The organism is bacterium (assembly GCA_008933615.1).
Taxonomy (GTDB): Bacteria; CLD3; CLD3; order SB21; family SB21; genus SB21.
In genome coordinates, this window is record WBUR01000001.1 from 72,866 (window position 1) to 88,826 (window position 15,961).

At 43.8% G+C, this 15,961-nt stretch carries 14 protein-coding genes; all 14 read right to left on the bottom strand.

Going from position 1 to position 15,961, the window contains the following annotated elements; all coding sequences use genetic code 11:
* Window positions 1-337: 337 nt before the first annotated feature.
* The gene (locus F9K33_00255; protein ID KAB2881523.1) at window positions 338-1,606 is read right to left on the bottom strand and encodes a response regulator; all 1,269 of its coding nucleotides are present in this window, start codon (window positions 1,604-1,606) and stop codon (window positions 338-340) included.
* Between the two features lie 4 nt (window positions 1,607-1,610).
* Window positions 1,611-3,134: a sigma-54-dependent Fis family transcriptional regulator gene (locus F9K33_00260; GenBank protein ID KAB2881524.1), complete on the bottom strand. Its 1,524-nt coding sequence runs from the start codon at window positions 3,132-3,134 to the stop codon at window positions 1,611-1,613.
* Entirely contained in the window at window positions 3,094-4,137 is a 1,044-nt protein-coding gene (locus tag F9K33_00265) for a type IV pilus twitching motility protein PilT (protein KAB2881525.1), read from the bottom strand. Before F9K33_00265 ends, F9K33_00260 begins: the two co-directional genes overlap by 41 nt.
* A 5-nt stretch (window positions 4,138-4,142) precedes the next feature.
* Window positions 4,143-5,450 (bottom strand): hypothetical protein, encoded by a 1,308-nt coding sequence (locus F9K33_00270; protein ID KAB2881526.1) that lies wholly within the window; start codon window positions 5,448-5,450, stop codon window positions 4,143-4,145.
* A 30-nt stretch (window positions 5,451-5,480) separates the two neighbouring features.
* Entirely contained in the window at window positions 5,481-5,984 is a 504-nt protein-coding gene (locus F9K33_00275) for a hypothetical protein (GenBank protein ID KAB2881527.1), read from the bottom strand.
* A 3-nt stretch (window positions 5,985-5,987) separates the two neighbouring features.
* Entirely contained in the window at window positions 5,988-6,569 is a 582-nt protein-coding gene (pilO, locus tag F9K33_00280; protein KAB2881528.1) for a type 4a pilus biogenesis protein PilO, read from the bottom strand.
* 12 nt (window positions 6,570-6,581) lie between these two features.
* A complete protein-coding gene (locus F9K33_00285; GenBank protein KAB2881529.1) occupies window positions 6,582-8,633 on the bottom strand; it encodes a hypothetical protein in 2,052 nt (683 codons plus the stop codon).
* A complete protein-coding gene (locus F9K33_00290; protein KAB2881530.1) occupies window positions 8,587-9,423 on the bottom strand; it encodes an AAA family ATPase in 837 nt (278 codons plus the stop codon). Before F9K33_00290 ends, F9K33_00285 begins: the two co-directional genes overlap by 47 nt.
* 14 nt (window positions 9,424-9,437) lie before the next feature.
* A complete protein-coding gene (locus F9K33_00295) occupies window positions 9,438-10,913 on the bottom strand; it encodes a GGDEF domain-containing protein (protein ID KAB2881531.1) in 1,476 nt (491 codons plus the stop codon).
* Window positions 10,914-10,926: 13 nt separating this feature from the next.
* On the bottom strand, window positions 10,927-11,910 hold the full coding sequence (locus F9K33_00300; GenBank protein KAB2881532.1) for a hypothetical protein: 984 nt from the start codon (window positions 11,908-11,910) through the stop codon (window positions 10,927-10,929).
* Between the two features lie 184 nt (window positions 11,911-12,094).
* On the bottom strand, window positions 12,095-12,604 hold the full coding sequence (locus tag F9K33_00305) for a hypothetical protein (protein KAB2881533.1): 510 nt from the start codon (window positions 12,602-12,604) through the stop codon (window positions 12,095-12,097).
* A gap of 4 nt (window positions 12,605-12,608) precedes the next feature.
* Window positions 12,609-12,971, bottom strand: a complete 363-nt coding sequence (locus F9K33_00310; GenBank protein KAB2881534.1) for a hypothetical protein — start codon at window positions 12,969-12,971, stop codon at window positions 12,609-12,611.
* A 46-nt stretch (window positions 12,972-13,017) separates the two neighbouring features.
* On the bottom strand, window positions 13,018-14,229 hold the full coding sequence (locus F9K33_00315; GenBank protein ID KAB2881535.1) for a type II secretion system F family protein: 1,212 nt from the start codon (window positions 14,227-14,229) through the stop codon (window positions 13,018-13,020).
* 11 nt (window positions 14,230-14,240) lie between these two features.
* Complete coding sequence (gene gspE, locus F9K33_00320; protein KAB2881536.1) at window positions 14,241-15,947, bottom strand: type II secretion system protein GspE; 1,707 nt, start codon at window positions 15,945-15,947, stop codon at window positions 14,241-14,243.
* Window positions 15,948-15,961: the final 14 nt, after the last annotated feature.

Here is a 15,961-nt window from a genome sequence, read left to right on the forward strand (position 1 = left end):
ATCAAACTCTTGTAGAGCGAAATGGCATTTCGCTCTACATTTCACAGACGGCAGTACAGCAAAGCGGCACTTCGATCTACTTGGCTGGATCTAATTTAAACCCCAGCGTTACTTTCGTTCCCCTATTCACTTCGGTTCAAAAACCGTATTCCCCGGATGAAATTTTGAAGAAAGTACGAGAGGTTATTGATTTGAAATGAATTTGGAAGCGGTTCGATGTTGATCAGAGCGGATAAATTAACTGACTCGGCAAGTTTCGGGATCAAACTCTTGTAGAGCGAAATGGCATTTCGCTCTACATTTCACAGACGGCAGTACAGCAAAGCGGCACTTCGATCTACTTGGCTGGATCTAATTTAAAACTCAACGTTACTTTGGTTCCCCTATTTAATTCACTCTCGAGCTGAATTGATCCCCCGTGTTTCTCCATGATTTCTTTACAAATAAAAAGCCCAAGACCGGTGCCTTTATTGCCCGATTTAGTGGTAAAAAACATTTTGAATATCTTCTGTTGATGCTCGGTATTCATGCCTGATCCGGAGTCTTGAATTATCAGCTTAAATTGGCCCGGATCGGATTCCTCTATGTATATTTCTATCTTGCCCGGTTTATCCATAGCATCAAGTGAGTTTTGAAGAATGTTTACAAGAACTTGTTCCAATTGGGAACTGTTTCCTTGTAAAACCAGTCGTGCGTCGGTAACCCGGTTTACAATTGAAACTTGTTTCTTCTTGTTCAGCATTTCAATCAGGGTGACTGCGTTTTTAACCACTTCTGCGAGATTCACCGAGGCAAACTGATTGACCTCCGTGCGCGCAAACGTACGAACCTGATTGACCAGTTCAAGCGTTTGATCAATGTACTGTTTCATCATGTTCAATTCGTTTTGTGTCATCTCATCCGGAAAACGTTTTTGCAGAACATTGGTAATACCTGCAATCACGCCGAGCGGATTGGCAATGCCATGGATCAGCATACTGGACAATAAACCCAGCGTGGAGATCTTATCCGAAACCATAGCCTGATTGAGAAAGCCCTGCAGCTTTTCATTCGCCTGCTGAAGGTCTTTATTTGCATTCATATATAACTTATTTTTCTTGGACAAAGCGTCGGCAAAACGGTACAGTTGATCGGTACGTTTTTCAACCAATTTTTCAAGGCCGTCGCGGTATTCCTGATTTTCTTTTTTCAGCAGATAAATTTCATTGGCTCGGTGTACGGCAAGCGTGAGCACATCTCCATCAATGGGCTTTGTTACATAGTCCACTGCACCCAATTTCATCGCTTCAATCACCGTTTTCATGTCCAAAACGCCGGTGACCATCATCACCATCGTCAAAGGAAACTTCTCTTTTATTATCTTAAGCACATCAACGCCGTATGCATCCGGCATATTAATATCAAGCAATACAAGCTGATAATCCCATGCCTCGAATTCCTTCTCGAGATCATGTATGTCTTCCAACGGCACAGCAGTATAACCCAGATCGGTAATAATCTCTTTCAGAATATACCGGATGCTGGATTCATCATCGATAATGAGTATTTTTTGAATTCCGGCGGGAGTCACCGTATTGCCGGTTTCCGTAACTACTTCTGCTAACATTTTTTTATTCCAAATTGAATTCTTTGATCTTGGATAATAACGTTTTGTAATCTACATCGAGCATGCGCGATACTTCACTTTTATTGCCTTCGCACAACTGCAGCGCGCGATGAATGGCTGATTTCTCGGCTTCTTTCCTGATGTCTTTCAGAGACTGGCCTGCATCCGAAGAAGCTACCGGCCCCTGGAGACTTTGGAATGAAGCCTGGGAATCAAATATCAGGTTTTCTGCGTTAATCTCGGTATCCGCCATCAGTACGGCACGGCGAATGACGTTTTTCAATTCGCGCACATTTCCCGGCCAATGATAATGAATAAGTTGTTCCAGCGCCGCTTTCTGAATATGTCCTACCTGTTTTTCTAATTCCACATTGGCCTCTCGGATAAAACGGTTGGTGAGATAAATAATATCTTCGCGCCGGTTTCGTAATGGCGGAAGATACACGGTAAATTCATTAAGCCGATAAAAAAGATCAAGCCTGAATTTTCCGCTCTTAATCGCATCTTCCAGAAGCAAATTGGTCGCGCACAGCACGCGAATGTCTATTTCGATGAGTTGCGTTCCGCCAATACGCATGATCTTCCGCTCCTGCAATGCGCGTAATAATTTTCCCTGTACTTCGATCGGAATATTTGCTATTTCATCCAGAAACAACGTGCCGTCCTGCGCCGCTTCAAATAATCCCTCCTTACGCTTATCCGCTCCCGTGAAGGCGCCCTTCTCGTAACCGAATAATTCGCTTTCGATCAGCGTCGACGGGATCGCCCCGCAATCCACAGCCACAAAAGGTTTACTCTTCCGGGTGCTCATCTCGTGAATCGCGCGCGCAATAACCTCTTTGCCGGTCCCGCTCTCCCCTTGTATCAAGACGCTGAAGTTAGTACCCGCCACGCGCTCTGCATTGGCCTGTACCTGTTTGATTTCATCACTCAATCCCATGATCTGCGCCAAATGGCTGCGGCTTTGCAACTTCGTTCGCAGCGTCTGAACTTCCGAAACCAGATTTAAGTGCTGAATCGCCCGTTCCACGCTGATCTGGAGTTCGTCGGCGGAACAAGGCTTCAAAAGATAATTAAAAGCTCCTGATCGAACCGCTTCTACGACATTACGCGTATCGCCATGCGCAGTCAGCATGATAACCTCGACCGCGGGCAGGTTTTTTTTGATCTGTTTGAGAATCGTAAGGCCGTCCATCTTATCCGGAATATTCAAGTCCAGCAAAACGACTTCCGGAAAATTATCGCTCAGTTTGTCAAAGTCATCAAAAAAATCTTCTCCGCAGGCATATTCGCGGATGTCATACGTTTCAGGATTTAGATACTGCCGGATGATATAACGCATACCGGCTTCATCGTCAATCAGAACGATACGGCTTTTTTCGGCTTTTTGTGTCATAGGATTTACGGGTTTTGAAGATAGGTATGAAGATGTAATCATATAAATATAGACCCCAATTATTGTAAATGCAAAAAATAATTCTGTCATGTCAGTTAAACATCGTTTTATCCAGCGCTTCTCGACGGGCATCTTCAGCTGTTATTAAATTCTGCCCGTAATAGTGCATTAAAGATTGATCCAGGGTTTGCATATTGCAATTTCCGCCGGTTTGAATGGCGGAGTAAATCTGATGGGTTTTATTTTCCCGTATCAGGTTGCGGATGGCCGGCGTTGCAACCAAAACTTCATCGACGGCTACTCTTCCTTTGCCGTCGGCTCGGCGCATTAGTCGCTGTGCGACAACGCCCTGTAACGTATTCGACAGCATGGTGCGAATCTGCTGCTGCTGATCGCTCGGGAATACGTCGATGATACGATCTACCGTTTCCGCAGCGCTTTTGGTATGCAGCGTTGCAAAAACAAGGTGCCCTGTTTCCGCAGCGGTGATCGCCAAGGCGATCGTTTCCAGATCGCGCATTTCGCCGACCAATATCACATCCGGATCTTCACGCAGGGCGCTACGCAGCGCATTGGCAAACGAATGCGTATGCGCGTGTAATTCACGTTGATTCACCAGGCAGTTCTTCGACGTATGAGTATATTCAATGGGATCCTCGATCGTCAAAATATGATCGTGGCGTTCCTTATTCACCAAATCAATCATTGCGGCCAGCGTAGTTGACTTGCCGCTTCCGGTTGGGCCAGTCACAACGACAAGCCCTTTTTTGAGACGGGACAGGTCGTATATGCCTTTCGGCATATTTAATTCCTCCAGAGTAAATATGCGCATGGGTATCGTTCGAAATGCCGCCGCAATACCGCGCATCTGATAGAAAAGATTAACACGAAATCGTGACAAGCCTTTGATCTCATATGCAAAATCCAGCTCGTAATTCTTTAAGAACTGTTCGCGCTGTTCCGTCGAAATAATTTTTAATAACATCGCGGTGAGATTTTCTTCACTTATCGGCTCGGTATCGAGAGTAATCAACTCACCGTGTAACCTCATGAGCGGAGTATGCTTGGACGTCAGATGTATATCTGATGCGCCGTGTTTAAATGCCTGAGTGAGATATTCGTCTAGATTTTTCATACAAACTATATACCGTTGGTGTTGAGAACATGCGGCGTAATAAATATCAACAAATCTGTTTTTTTCTTTTCTTTGCTTTTACTTGTAAACAACTTTCCAAGCAGTGGAATATCGCCGAGCAGCCATACTTTGTTTATCGTTTCCACTTCGGTCTCTTTAAGCAAACCTCCGAGTACGATCGATTCATTATTTTTAACCATCACCTGCGTCTTTGCGTAACGTCTGGAAATAATGGGCTGCTGATTGTCGCCCGATCCCGTATAGCCAATGATATCTTCGATAGTGGGTTCAATCAAAAGCGTGATCATGGAATCGGGATTGATCTTCGGCGTAACTCTGATCGTTACGTTGATATTTTTATCGGTAAAAGTGATGATGTCACCCGCAGCGCTGCGGCTGATCGTTTGGATCGGAATCGTCGTGCCAACGGAGATTTCCGCTTTTTGATTATCCATCGTTAATATTTTCGGATTGGATAACAATTTCGAGTTGGTTTGTGTTTTCAAGAAATTCAATGAAACCATCAATTTGTCAACGGTCAATTTTCCCATTATAACGTTCTGTAGTTTGTCCGCCAAGGGCATGATGGCGCTGTAATTGGTCAACGTTGCAGGATCATCCGGGTTCCGGGCGTCCACGGTGCTCCCCGTGATCGCTTGCGGTAAGCCTACGCCTACTTTCTGATCGTCACCCAGCGTCGTCTCATACATGCGAACTTCGATCATCAGTTGGTTTAATTGCAGATCAAGCTGGTTTATTATTGAATCAAATACGGTCATGCGAAAGGCCATATCGCTCACGACCAGCAGATTAGAACGTTTTTCCTCGGAAAGACCGTTGCGTGTCCGGCTCAGCGCTTCCATTTTACCTTTCTTAGTTAAAAACGGCGAGAGAGTTTCTTTCATATCCAGCGCGTCGACGTATTTCAGATCGTATACCTTCATTGTTAATGCCGTATTGCGGTCAGCCTCAATCGCTTTAACAAAAATAATGTCCTTCTCAATGTAATAATCGTAGCCGTTCGCCTTGAGGATCGTTTCCAATGCATCTTCCAGGCTCACTTCGGTAAAATGAACGGTAACCTTGCCTTTAACGTCATTGCTTGCTACCAGATTCAAATTATTCTGTTTCGACAACATACGAAGGACATTCAGTATGTCGGCATCTTTGAAGTTCATAGTCAGCTTCGACTCGGTTGAGTCCGTACCGGCCACCTGGCCCGTCACGGCAGGCGCGTATAAGAACATAATGCTTATTATTGAAACACAAATAATGCGTTTCATTAAAATAGGGTTGTTAATGATATTTTTCATATTTCACCTTACGCGCCTTCTTTTTTTAACTTATTCACCGTACTCTTCTTCCGGTAAAGTTAAAGTAAAACTAAAGTCATTTTTTTTAAGTATCACCTGCGTTGATTGTATATTTACTACTTTATAGCCGTTCATGACCTCGCCGACAGTTAGAATCTGATCGTTGATCAATGCATAGGACTTATTCCCGCTCTTTGAAATAGCCGTCAGATGCAAATTTCCAAGTTTTGGAACGAGGATGGTTTCAACCACTTTGTTAAGGTTAAATAAATTCATTTTTTCAGCTTGTTTGCGAAACGGGTCACGCCGCCAATCGGAAGAGATAAAACTCATCTGAACGGCGGGCTGCACAACAGCGGCAACCGCCGCAGATACCTGATCAACCTGAGCGCCGGCGGCCTGTTCGGCCGATTCAGACACGGCCTTTGCCGGCCGAGTCTTTGCCGTGGATAGATCATAAACAGCATACGCGGCAACGAGCGCGAGTAAAATGAATAAACGTTTTTGAGATTTACTGATCGCCGGTTGTTTCATATCCTACCTCTTAGCTGTTTGTTCGTTACGTAATGGGGAAACACGAATGCTTGCCCGCGCCTCCATTTTCAATTTGTCCGACTTCTCCTGCGCCGACATATTAAAATCGGTGAATCCAATCGTGAACGGCAGGCGATTCACATGTTCCATCATCATACCGACATCAAGAAATCGTCCTTCTAATTCAAATAGAATAGGAAGTTCAAAACTTTCACTCGGCGCTGCCCCCGATGCCCGGCTTTTGTAAAGCAATGAGTCGGTTGAAAAATTCATTGCAATGATTTTCACTTGATGTTCCGCGCATAAACTTTTTAAACGGCTCATGGCTGAAGTAATACTATCCGGAGCAACAATACGCTTTTGCAGGTTTTCAACGGTCAAGCGGGATTCGTTTCTAAGGTTCCGCATAACGGGGATTTGGCGAATACGTAGTATTGATGCGTTAATTTCCCGTTCGGTCCCTGCCATACTCGTATTCGCCTGATCGATTCTCATTTTCATCGGTAGGAACCCAAAAAGGAAATATCCCGTTATAAGCGCCGCCGTAAAGGCGAGAAGGATCCAGAATTTAGTTTGACTTTTCATAACTGACTCAATTTATTTTTTTTCGGCAATTAATACGAATGACAACGACCCATCTATCTCGTCACGCTGCTTTTCCTTGAGTTGTACACCGGCAAAAAAGCCCGTTTTTTCAATTGCGCTGAGAAAATTGAGGAGATGAACATCTGCGTAAAAAACATCTTTATAAACGACGCCTTTGATACGTAATTCTTTTCCGTCGTTAGTAGAATTGTTAGGCTGCGAGCCATTGGATTTCATAGCCTGATTGGTCGCGGCACGGCGTAATTCAATTTCACTGTATGCGTTACCCCAGCTGAGTTGCTCGATCGCAATAGCCTCCGGAGTAATGCCGCTCACCCATTTAAGTATGCCGAGCGCAGACGAATCGACTCGCGTTTCTTCCGATATTTTAGCCGCGGTTACATTTAGAGTATTTCTTTCGTTCTGTAACTTCTCATATTCGCTGTTTTCATTTTGCACACGATTCAACGAAGTATTCAGAATAGAGAGAACTTGTTCCATATTTTTATGCTTTTTATTCAAAAATAATAGCGATCCAACCAGTATCCCCAGCAATATGAGCAGCGCGGAAAAAGTTTTGGAATAGGCATTGCGAAATGTCAGCTCCTTCTTTTGCTTTGGCGGCAAAAAATTAAGATCTTTTCCTGCGCTCATGGCTGCGCCTATCGTGTCCATGGAAATCGCCGATAGGTTTTCTTCCATGGTTGAGGGCAATGCGATAGCCTGGTTAAGACGGAGCGGATGAATAGGCTGTCCGATGGCCGATTCCAAAAACGGTTTAAGCCGTTTTAAGCGAATGGAGTTACCCGTAAAATATACGTTATCATACGCAGTCACCTTAAAATTTTCTTTATAATAATCAAGTGACATAAGGATCTCTGAGGCAAGTTTTTCAGCAACGGGCCGCATCATAACGGCAATTTCCGAATACGGGATGCCTTGTGGCGTAGTTCCGCTAAGCGGTTCAAACGGCAGTCCTATATCTTTTTTGATCGATTCCGCCTCATCCCAGGAAAGCAAATAGGATATATCGTCGACAAAGATCGTCTGCATAAGCGCTTTGGTGAAGTGATTACCGCCTACGGGCAACTCGCGGGCAAATTGCAAAGTATTATTTCTGTAAAATGTTAAGTGGCTGGATTCAAAACCAACATCGATCAAAAGGCTGTTGCCCTCTTGATCAGGAATCTGTTTCATGAAATTCCATTGTGCGATTGGCCGTATCGTCAATTTGGAAGGCAGCGCCTTCGCACGCTCCGCTATTTCCAGGTTGCTTTTGATCAACTCTTCTTTGACGGCGATCACCAGAACGTAAAACTCATTTGCGTTCGGCGATTGATCTTCATCTAAGATGATGTAATGCAAAACGGTCGGCGCGTCATTAAAAAAGTGCAGTTCTTTTTTGTTTTTCCACAGTAACGCTTCGTGAATTTCTTTTTTGGAAACTTTAGGCATACGAAGCAGCCGCAGGTTTACATCCGATCCGCCTATAATAGATGTAATGGGCGTATTGTTAGCTTTAAGTTTTTGCAGCACTTGTTTTACTAACTGCGCCATGATCAAGATATCGCTCTTATGACTCTCCTCTACTACAACCTCTTCCAGTTGAACAACCTCATGCTTGCTGCCCCATGATTTAACTTTTGCTGCCCGTATAATCCCGGGATTGATCTCAATTCCTATAGTCGATTTTGCAAATAGTTTTTCCCACCAGTGCAAACGTTTAGCATTCATGGAGCCGGAATCAACGCCGGCCCATAAGTCAACATCTTCGGGAGCGGATCCTACCCGATCTTTCGCCGATTCGATTGAATCTTGTTTTAAAATTACCGATTCATGATCGGCTATAAAATGTTCCAACGCATTTTCAGAGGGCTCTGATATTGGGTTTTCTTGAACGGTTTCATCCGTGAGAGATTCTTTCGATTCTTTCGATCCTTTCGACTGCGACTGAATGATCCCCATCAATAACATGCTGGCCGGATTTTCCGATTCTTCGATGATGTTGTCTTTGTCGTTAAACATGAGACACCTCTTTGCGGCGCATATTGCGCGTGAGTACATCTTCGTCTATGATACCCAATTGCTCGCTTATTTTTGAGAGGTAAGCCTGATGGCATAGATTGATCGCTTTACGCGGGAACCCATGGCTGTAGGCATAAATTTGTTTCAGCGCACTTTTTGTGAATACACGGTACATATCTTCATATCCCGATCGCTTCAAGCGATGGCCGATCATGTGGAACAATTCTTCCTCGTTAAACGGCTGCAGGACGTAGGCGGCGGCTATACGATCCATGAAATTGGGCATAGAACGAACTTTATCGGCAAATTCCATTTGCGCCAAAATGACCACTTGTATCAGCTTGCTTTCGTTGGTCTCGTAGTTCAATAGACTTCGAATGATCTCCATCATCGGCTCATTTAGTTTTTGACCTTCATCGATGATCAAAACCGGAATTTTCTTTTCGTTTACGCCTTTGAAATAGAGAAAACTTTGCAGCGCTTCTTTATATTCCAATACCGATTGCGCTTTGGTTTTTATTTCAAATAACCGGCTCAAATGGGCCAGGAATTCAAGTTCATCAACAAACTGCGGATCGAGGATCAAACGGAATATATAATCCGGTTTATCCTGAAACAGTCGCATCAATATTCGTCCAACGGTGGTCTTCCCGGTTCCGACATCGCCCAACACTACACTCAATCCTGAACGCAAGCGTATGGATGATTCCAGCGTTTGCAGGCAGGCAACGTGTTGGCCTGAAAAGTAAAACAACTGTGGGTCCGGCGACATGGAAAACGGGTTCTTTTTAGGAACGTTCACTTCGATTTTCTCATTGGATGGGTACATGATCTTATTCCTTTTTAATCGGCGCCGACGGCCATGACGCAGTTACGCCCATATTCTTTTGCTTTATATAATCCCGCATCGGCTTTTTCAATCAGTTGTTTGACCTGTGCGGAATCGTCGGGAAATGTCGATACGCCCATGCTGACGGTTAAATTGCCGAGCGGTTGTTTGTCCTGATTTTCAAAGTACGTTTCTTCAACTTTTTTTCTTAACTTTTCCGCGATCATTAATGCTTGTATCTTACTGGTTTCCGGAAGAATCAACGCAAATTCCTCCCCGCCGTACCGGCATTCCATGTCGCAAATTCGCGTCGTCTCACGGAAGAGTGCGGCAACTTTTTTTAGCACATCATCGCCGGCCTGATGTCCGTTGTTGTCGTTATATTTTTTAAAATGATCGACGTCCAAAAGGATCAGCGACATCTTGAGAAAATGCCGCGCGGATCGCTGTAATTCGCGATCCAGTTCGTCATTAAAGAAACGGCGATTGTACAATCCGGTCAAGCCGTCCGTGATAGCCTGCTGTTTAAAATTTCTATAATTTTCATGGAGAAAATTATATACGTCCACATGTCCCAATGTCAACCCCAGCGCATAGGCATATCGCTGTAAAAGGTCTTTACTTTCCATAAGGCGTTTTTTACTTTTATGTCCCACCATAAGGATTGCGCTGGTTTGAGTCTTACCTTGATAATTTTCGATCATTTCTTCTGGATTATCTAAGCTTACAATCGGTATGAGAAAAAGCACTTCAGAATCTAGTATCTCGCGAAGCTGATGAATATGCGAGAGGTTGTGATTATCGATTTGAGAGGGGCCTTCCATGTCGTCGACCAGAAAATAGCTTTTGCGATGATTCAGTAGATCGCTGTACGGACGCTTATCGGTTCGAATATCCAGGCTATTTAGCGAATCGAGCGTCGCGTTGGACCAAGAGATGGGAACCAACTTATTTTGCGCCTTGTCGTAAATCCAAAGAACGGCGCTGTTAAAATTAAGTTCTTCGCAAAGCGAGGACGTGACGGTCTTAAGCAGCACTTTGCGATCGGTTATGGTAAAAAGATTCTGCGTAACGTTGTTCAGTTTGATCAGCATCTGGCTGTAATTTCGTTCCTGCTGTATGACCTGCCTGAACCACTGGTTTTCTTTTTCCAGCGCGATATTCTCTTCGACAAATTTACGCATGGTCATTTGCGTTTTTTCAAAGACCGTCTGCTCTATATATTTGACTTCGGTATTCAGTGAATCTTTATCGAATATTTTTAAGCGTCCGATAGCTGTAATGGCATGAATAAAGCTTGATACACGGTTTTTGAGTTTACGCGATATGAAAGATAATTTATTTTTCAGGGTTTCTTTAAGATCGTCTTGGTGAACCCTTATGTAATTCCCCGGAATAGTTGTTGTTCCTTTCACGTCGGCGGCTAATACTTCATTCTGAATTTTAGCCATTTCCCAAATTAGCCGGAACGTTGTAAAAAATCTTTTCATGATTTTATTTCAATTAAAATTGTTTCCAATTACGCCAGAATGTGATATACGGCAATCCGCTGACGGCGTAAAGTGAGAGGAATTTTTTGATATACGACGCGCGATAATAGATATTGATCTTGTTTATGTTTCCATTTCCTTCAATATTAGTTCCTCCAAAAATTCCGCCGTATACCGATTCTTTATTATCGAGGTCGACTTGTTGAACAACGGATACAGGGCTGGGTAGATAAAGAACGCCATCCAGCTTTTGACTGTTTTTTAGGACGACGTCTCCGGTGACAACAATAATACCGAATATTTGACCGCTGTTCTTAACTTCCAAATCGCCTTCAATGTAAACCACATTGGGCGTATCGCTCGGAATCCCATCGGGGCGTGGATGATAGAAATTGGCATCCGATCCGGTTGGATAGGAAGCGCCATTGCTGACAGAAAGACTAGAACTAAAATAATGTCCCTGCGCAATCGCCATTTGTTTCATTTTGTTCAAATCCATTTCAGGAAGTTCGGTTGCATGATCGTAAGCAAGTGAAGGATTGGGATTGCCGGCCGAATCATTGATCGTCACATCGTTGAGATTCCCGCTGATATACACGGCATAGCCTGAAATATCGCTTAAACGTATTCTGTAAGTCTGACGAGAGGAGGCATTTCCTGATGTGGCAAGAACCCTTACCTGCAGAGTATCTTTTAGATAAGCATAAATGGTACTGTCTTCAACATTGATCGTGGCTGTTCCGTTAGCAATCGTCTGATTACCTGCGCTCCAATGCCAGTTGCTAGTATTCAAAGATTTTTTGACTGCATAATCAATGGCAGATTGAGCGGTGTAGAACGATCTTGCTGTCTGTGCATCAAGCGCAATCATCTTGGAATTATTTTGAACAAAGTTAACCATGACCAGGCCGGCCAAGGTGAGCGTCGTTACAAAAAAAATCACGGCTATCAGGGTCGATCCTTTTTCATTCTTAATATATTTGCTTGAATTTTTCATAATTATCTAAGCGCAGTTTTTTATTCTACCTATGGTGAACGCAATCACTATGCCGTGATTATGGCATAAAATCCACAATTTTACCGCTGTAAATTATGTACTTAGATATAGCGCTTTGATGAGTCTTTAGGGGTTATACCTATACTTATGGGTAATTTCCACAGCAGGTGAAAGGAAGGCGGTTTTAGCGCATGTTCCGTAAAAGGATGTAATTGTCTTTTGAAAACGAATAACCTTGATAGGCTATAGTAAAAACATAGCGGATCTTGGCGATTTGATTGGTGGGAGATGCCGAAGTCCACGTAGTACCGTCCCATTTATAATAGCTGAAGGCAAAACTTGAGATGCCGCTTGCATAGGCGACGGTATTTTTTTTTATTTGTTGAGACGAGTAAACAAGGTCGATCACAGTGTTGGATGTATTAGTAAACTTGAATTGTGTAGAAGTAGCGATGATAACGCTAGCGTTGTTTTTTACATTCTTCGCTTCGCGTTCAATTAACTCTGAAGCGGAATGAGCATTTTGAACGGCAGTAGAAGAGCGAAGTACATTGACATAAATATCGGTCGATTTTACAAAAACATAATACGCGCCAACGAAAATAACGCTCGCCAAACTGATGTAGGTCAGAAGTTCGATGATCGTAAAGCCGAATTCGTTACCGCTGCTATTTTTGACTGATTTTAATTTCATATAGCTAATATCGTGTAAGCCAACACTTGAGTTGAACGTTTGGCATTAGATTGTGACTAACCGTTACGACCGCCTCAGCATAGGATACGCCGGAAAAGTACTTACCGGCAGTATCGATAAGCACAGTGCGAACATATCCGTTGGAAATCGATTCCGAAGGATATCGCCCTGAAGTCGTAACCCACGAATACCCTCTGGTCGCTGATAATTTGTCCGTTACAATTTCCTCCAATTTTTGATTACACAGCATTATAGCCTTGGTTTCGATCTCGTAGACGGAACTGTTGATAAAAATGTACGAATACAACTGAAGCAGTGCCGGCAAAGCAATCCCTATAAAAAGCACCGTCGTGATCAATTCTATCATAGACGAGCCTCGTTCGCTTGAACATATTGAATTCTTTGCCGCCATATCATTTCTTCCCCATGTGGCCCATCATATCCCACATCGGCAGGAATATAGACAGGGCAATAAATAAGACCAGACCGCCCAACAGCACTGTGATCATAGGTTCGATCAGCGTAGTTAGATTTTTTACAGTATAATCAACTTCGGCATCATAATATTCGGCAATGTTTTCCATCATGCTGTCGAGGGCGCCCGACTTCTCCCCGATGGAAATCATCTGCACAACGATGGGCGGAAAGATCACGCTTTTTTTTAACGGCTGCGCCAGCCCCTGCCCGTCTTTCACTCCGTTGATAGCCTTGTAGATCTCGTCCGCAACGATAATATTTCCGATGGTCTGCGCAATGATCGTCAGCGTTTGTAAGATCGGCAAACCGCTTCGGTTCAGGGTTTCAAATGTTTTCGCAAAACGCGAAATGTAGGTTTTGACATTGAGTATCCCGAAAACGGGCAGATGAAGTTTTCGCTCGTCCCAGAATCTCTTACCCGCAGGAGTTTTAACAAATGCACGAACTCCAAAATATAGCATCGTCAAAGCGGGAATAACAATCATCCAATATTCCGTGATGGCCGTGTTAATTCCAATCAAGATCCGCGTCGGTAGCGGTAATTCCACTTTCATTTTTTGAAAAATGCTGACGAATTTCGGTACGACGGCTAGAATCAATACGACGAAGGCAACGGAAATGCCAAAAAGAACGATAATGGGATAGCGAGTCGCTTTTTTAATATTTGTTCTGATCTCAAGATCATGAGCCAAAAAGGAAACCAGGCGTTCCAAGACTTCTTCCAATACTCCGCCTGCTTCGCCGACACGAATCATGTCAACGTAGAGATCGGAAAAAGCACCAGAATGTGGACGCAATGCATCGCACAAAGGCTTTCCGCTTTGAATATCGGCCGAGACCTGTTTCAAAATTTCTTTCATCGTTTCCGAACCGGCTTGCTCTTCCAACGCCGCGAGGCACGACACCAAGGGGACGCCCGCCTTGAAAAGCGTCGCAAATTGTTTTGTAAAAACAATGACTTCTTTTGGGTCTACTTTTTTCTTTTTTAACTTACCTGAAAAAAGCCCCGCTTTCTTTTCTGTGATCTGCAAAGGCAGATAATTCAACCTGTCAAGGTGTTCTGTTACGAATCCGATATTTGGAGCGTCGATGACGTCGACCACGACCTGTCCTGCATTATTGATCGCCCGAAAATTGAATTGTGACATGACATTCTCCTCTAATCTATCGTAGTAACGCGTAAAACCTCTTCGACGGTAGTCAAACCCTGCAATACTTTGGAAATACCGTCTTGTCTCAAGGTTCGCATCCCGTTTTCGATTGCGGCTTCTTTTATTTTGCCTGAAGAGGCGCGCTCCATGGTCAATTTCTTAATGTCTTCATTGACCATGAGTAATTCGTAAATGGCAAGGCGTCCTTTGTACCCTTTATTATTACAATGTGAACAGCCCTTCGTTCGGTAGAACGATTGCGATACGCTGGTTTTGATATTCACGGATTTCAATAAACTATCATCCGGAGTAAATTTTTCTTTGCACTTTGGACATAATTTTCTAACCAACCGTTGAGCCAGAACGCCGGATACTGCTGACGCAGTCAAAAAAGGCTCAATGCCCATATCGGTCAACCGATTAATAGCGCTGGGCGCATCGTTAGTATGAAGCGTCGAAAATACGAGATGTCCCGTCAGCGCCGATTCAACGGCTATATGCGCGGTTTCTTTATCGCGAATTTCACCGACCATAATCACATCAGGATCTTGGCGCAAAATCGACCTTAAGCCGGCGGCAAAGGTTAATCCTATCTTCGAATTGATCTGGCATTGACGGATCAGATCCAACCGGTATTCAATCGGATCCTCTACAGTAATGATGTTCTTGTCCACAGAATTGATTGAACTTAACGCAGAATACAGCGTGGTAGTTTTGCCGCTTCCAGTCGGCCCGGTCACCAGGATGATACCGTTTGGGCGGCGGATCAGTTCTTCGAAAAACATCATCGTATTTTTATCAAACCCTAGATCCTGCATGCCGACCAGAACCGATCCCTTATCCAAAATTCTCATAACAATATTCTCGCCGTTAATCGTTGGAAACGACGAGATTCGAAAATCAATGGTTCGGTTCCCTATTCGCGTTTGAAACCTTCCGTCCTGGGGTAATCTTTTTTCCGCTATATCCAATCCCGACATGATCTTGAATCGCGACAACAGCGCCGATTGTAAATGTTTGTCAAGCACAAACGACTCTTTCATGATTCCGTCGATGCGAAAACGCACCAATAAATTTTTGTCTTCAGGTTCAATGTGAATGTCGCTCGCACCTTCCTTAAAAGCAGCCGAGATAATGACATTCGAAAGGCGAATGATGGGTGTGTCCTGGGCCGCTTCTTCCATTTCCTCGCGGGACTGAGCTTTTTCCTCAATTGAGACCATCTCAATGTCAAGTTGATAGTCCTTGACCGCATCACGCACCTCGTTTTGATACGCTTCAGATGAACCCTTGAACACCCTGTTAAACGTTTCCTGAAGATCTTGCTCGGAGCAGAGCATCGGAGAAATATTCAACTTCGTTTGTGATCGTAATTCATCGATGGCTTCTAAATTTCGTGGATCGACCATGGCAACAGTGAGTTCATCCCCGATCTTGAAGAGTGGAAAAATTTGTTTACTTCTCAGGAATGACTCCGGCAGTAATCCGACAACGAGCGGATCGTATTCAAATGTGGCAAGATCAATAGTAGGTAAGGCAAGATGATCGGAAAGAATCTGGAGCAGATCGGAATCTTTGACCATTTTTTTTTCCGCAATGATCTTTCCGAGTTTTTTTCCATTTTTCAACTGGTGGGAGAGTATCTCGGACAATTGCGCTTCCGTCACAAGTTTATTGGCTAGAAGTAACTCGCCTAATTTAGGCTGTGCTTGCATAGGGTCCTATCTTA

Coding starts and splice junctions, on each gene's coding strand:
- F9K33_00255 (KAB2881523.1), bottom strand. CDS start 1,606: ATGTTAGCAGAAGTAGTTACGGAAACCGGCAATACGGTGACTCCCGCC.
- F9K33_00260 (KAB2881524.1), bottom strand. CDS start 3,134: ATGCCCGTCGAGAAGCGCTGGATAAAACGATGTTTAACTGACATGACA.
- F9K33_00265 (KAB2881525.1), bottom strand. CDS start 4,137: ATGAAAAATCTAGACGAATATCTCACTCAGGCATTTAAACACGGCGCA.
- F9K33_00270 (KAB2881526.1), bottom strand. CDS start 5,450: ATGAAAAATATCATTAACAACCCTATTTTAATGAAACGCATTATTTGT.
- F9K33_00275 (KAB2881527.1), bottom strand. CDS start 5,984: ATGAAACAACCGGCGATCAGTAAATCTCAAAAACGTTTATTCATTTTA.
- pilO (KAB2881528.1), bottom strand. CDS start 6,569: ATGAAAAGTCAAACTAAATTCTGGATCCTTCTCGCCTTTACGGCGGCG.
- F9K33_00285 (KAB2881529.1), bottom strand. CDS start 8,633: ATGTACTCACGCGCAATATGCGCCGCAAAGAGGTGTCTCATGTTTAAC.
- F9K33_00290 (KAB2881530.1), bottom strand. CDS start 9,423: ATGTACCCATCCAATGAGAAAATCGAAGTGAACGTTCCTAAAAAGAAC.
- F9K33_00295 (KAB2881531.1), bottom strand. CDS start 10,913: ATGAAAAGATTTTTTACAACGTTCCGGCTAATTTGGGAAATGGCTAAA.
- F9K33_00300 (KAB2881532.1), bottom strand. CDS start 11,910: ATGAAAAATTCAAGCAAATATATTAAGAATGAAAAAGGATCGACCCTG.
- F9K33_00305 (KAB2881533.1), bottom strand. CDS start 12,604: ATGAAATTAAAATCAGTCAAAAATAGCAGCGGTAACGAATTCGGCTTT.
- F9K33_00310 (KAB2881534.1), bottom strand. CDS start 12,971: ATGATAGAATTGATCACGACGGTGCTTTTTATAGGGATTGCTTTGCCG.
- F9K33_00315 (KAB2881535.1), bottom strand. CDS start 14,229: ATGTCACAATTCAATTTTCGGGCGATCAATAATGCAGGACAGGTCGTG.
- gspE (KAB2881536.1), bottom strand. CDS start 15,947: ATGCAAGCACAGCCTAAATTAGGCGAGTTACTTCTAGCCAATAAACTT.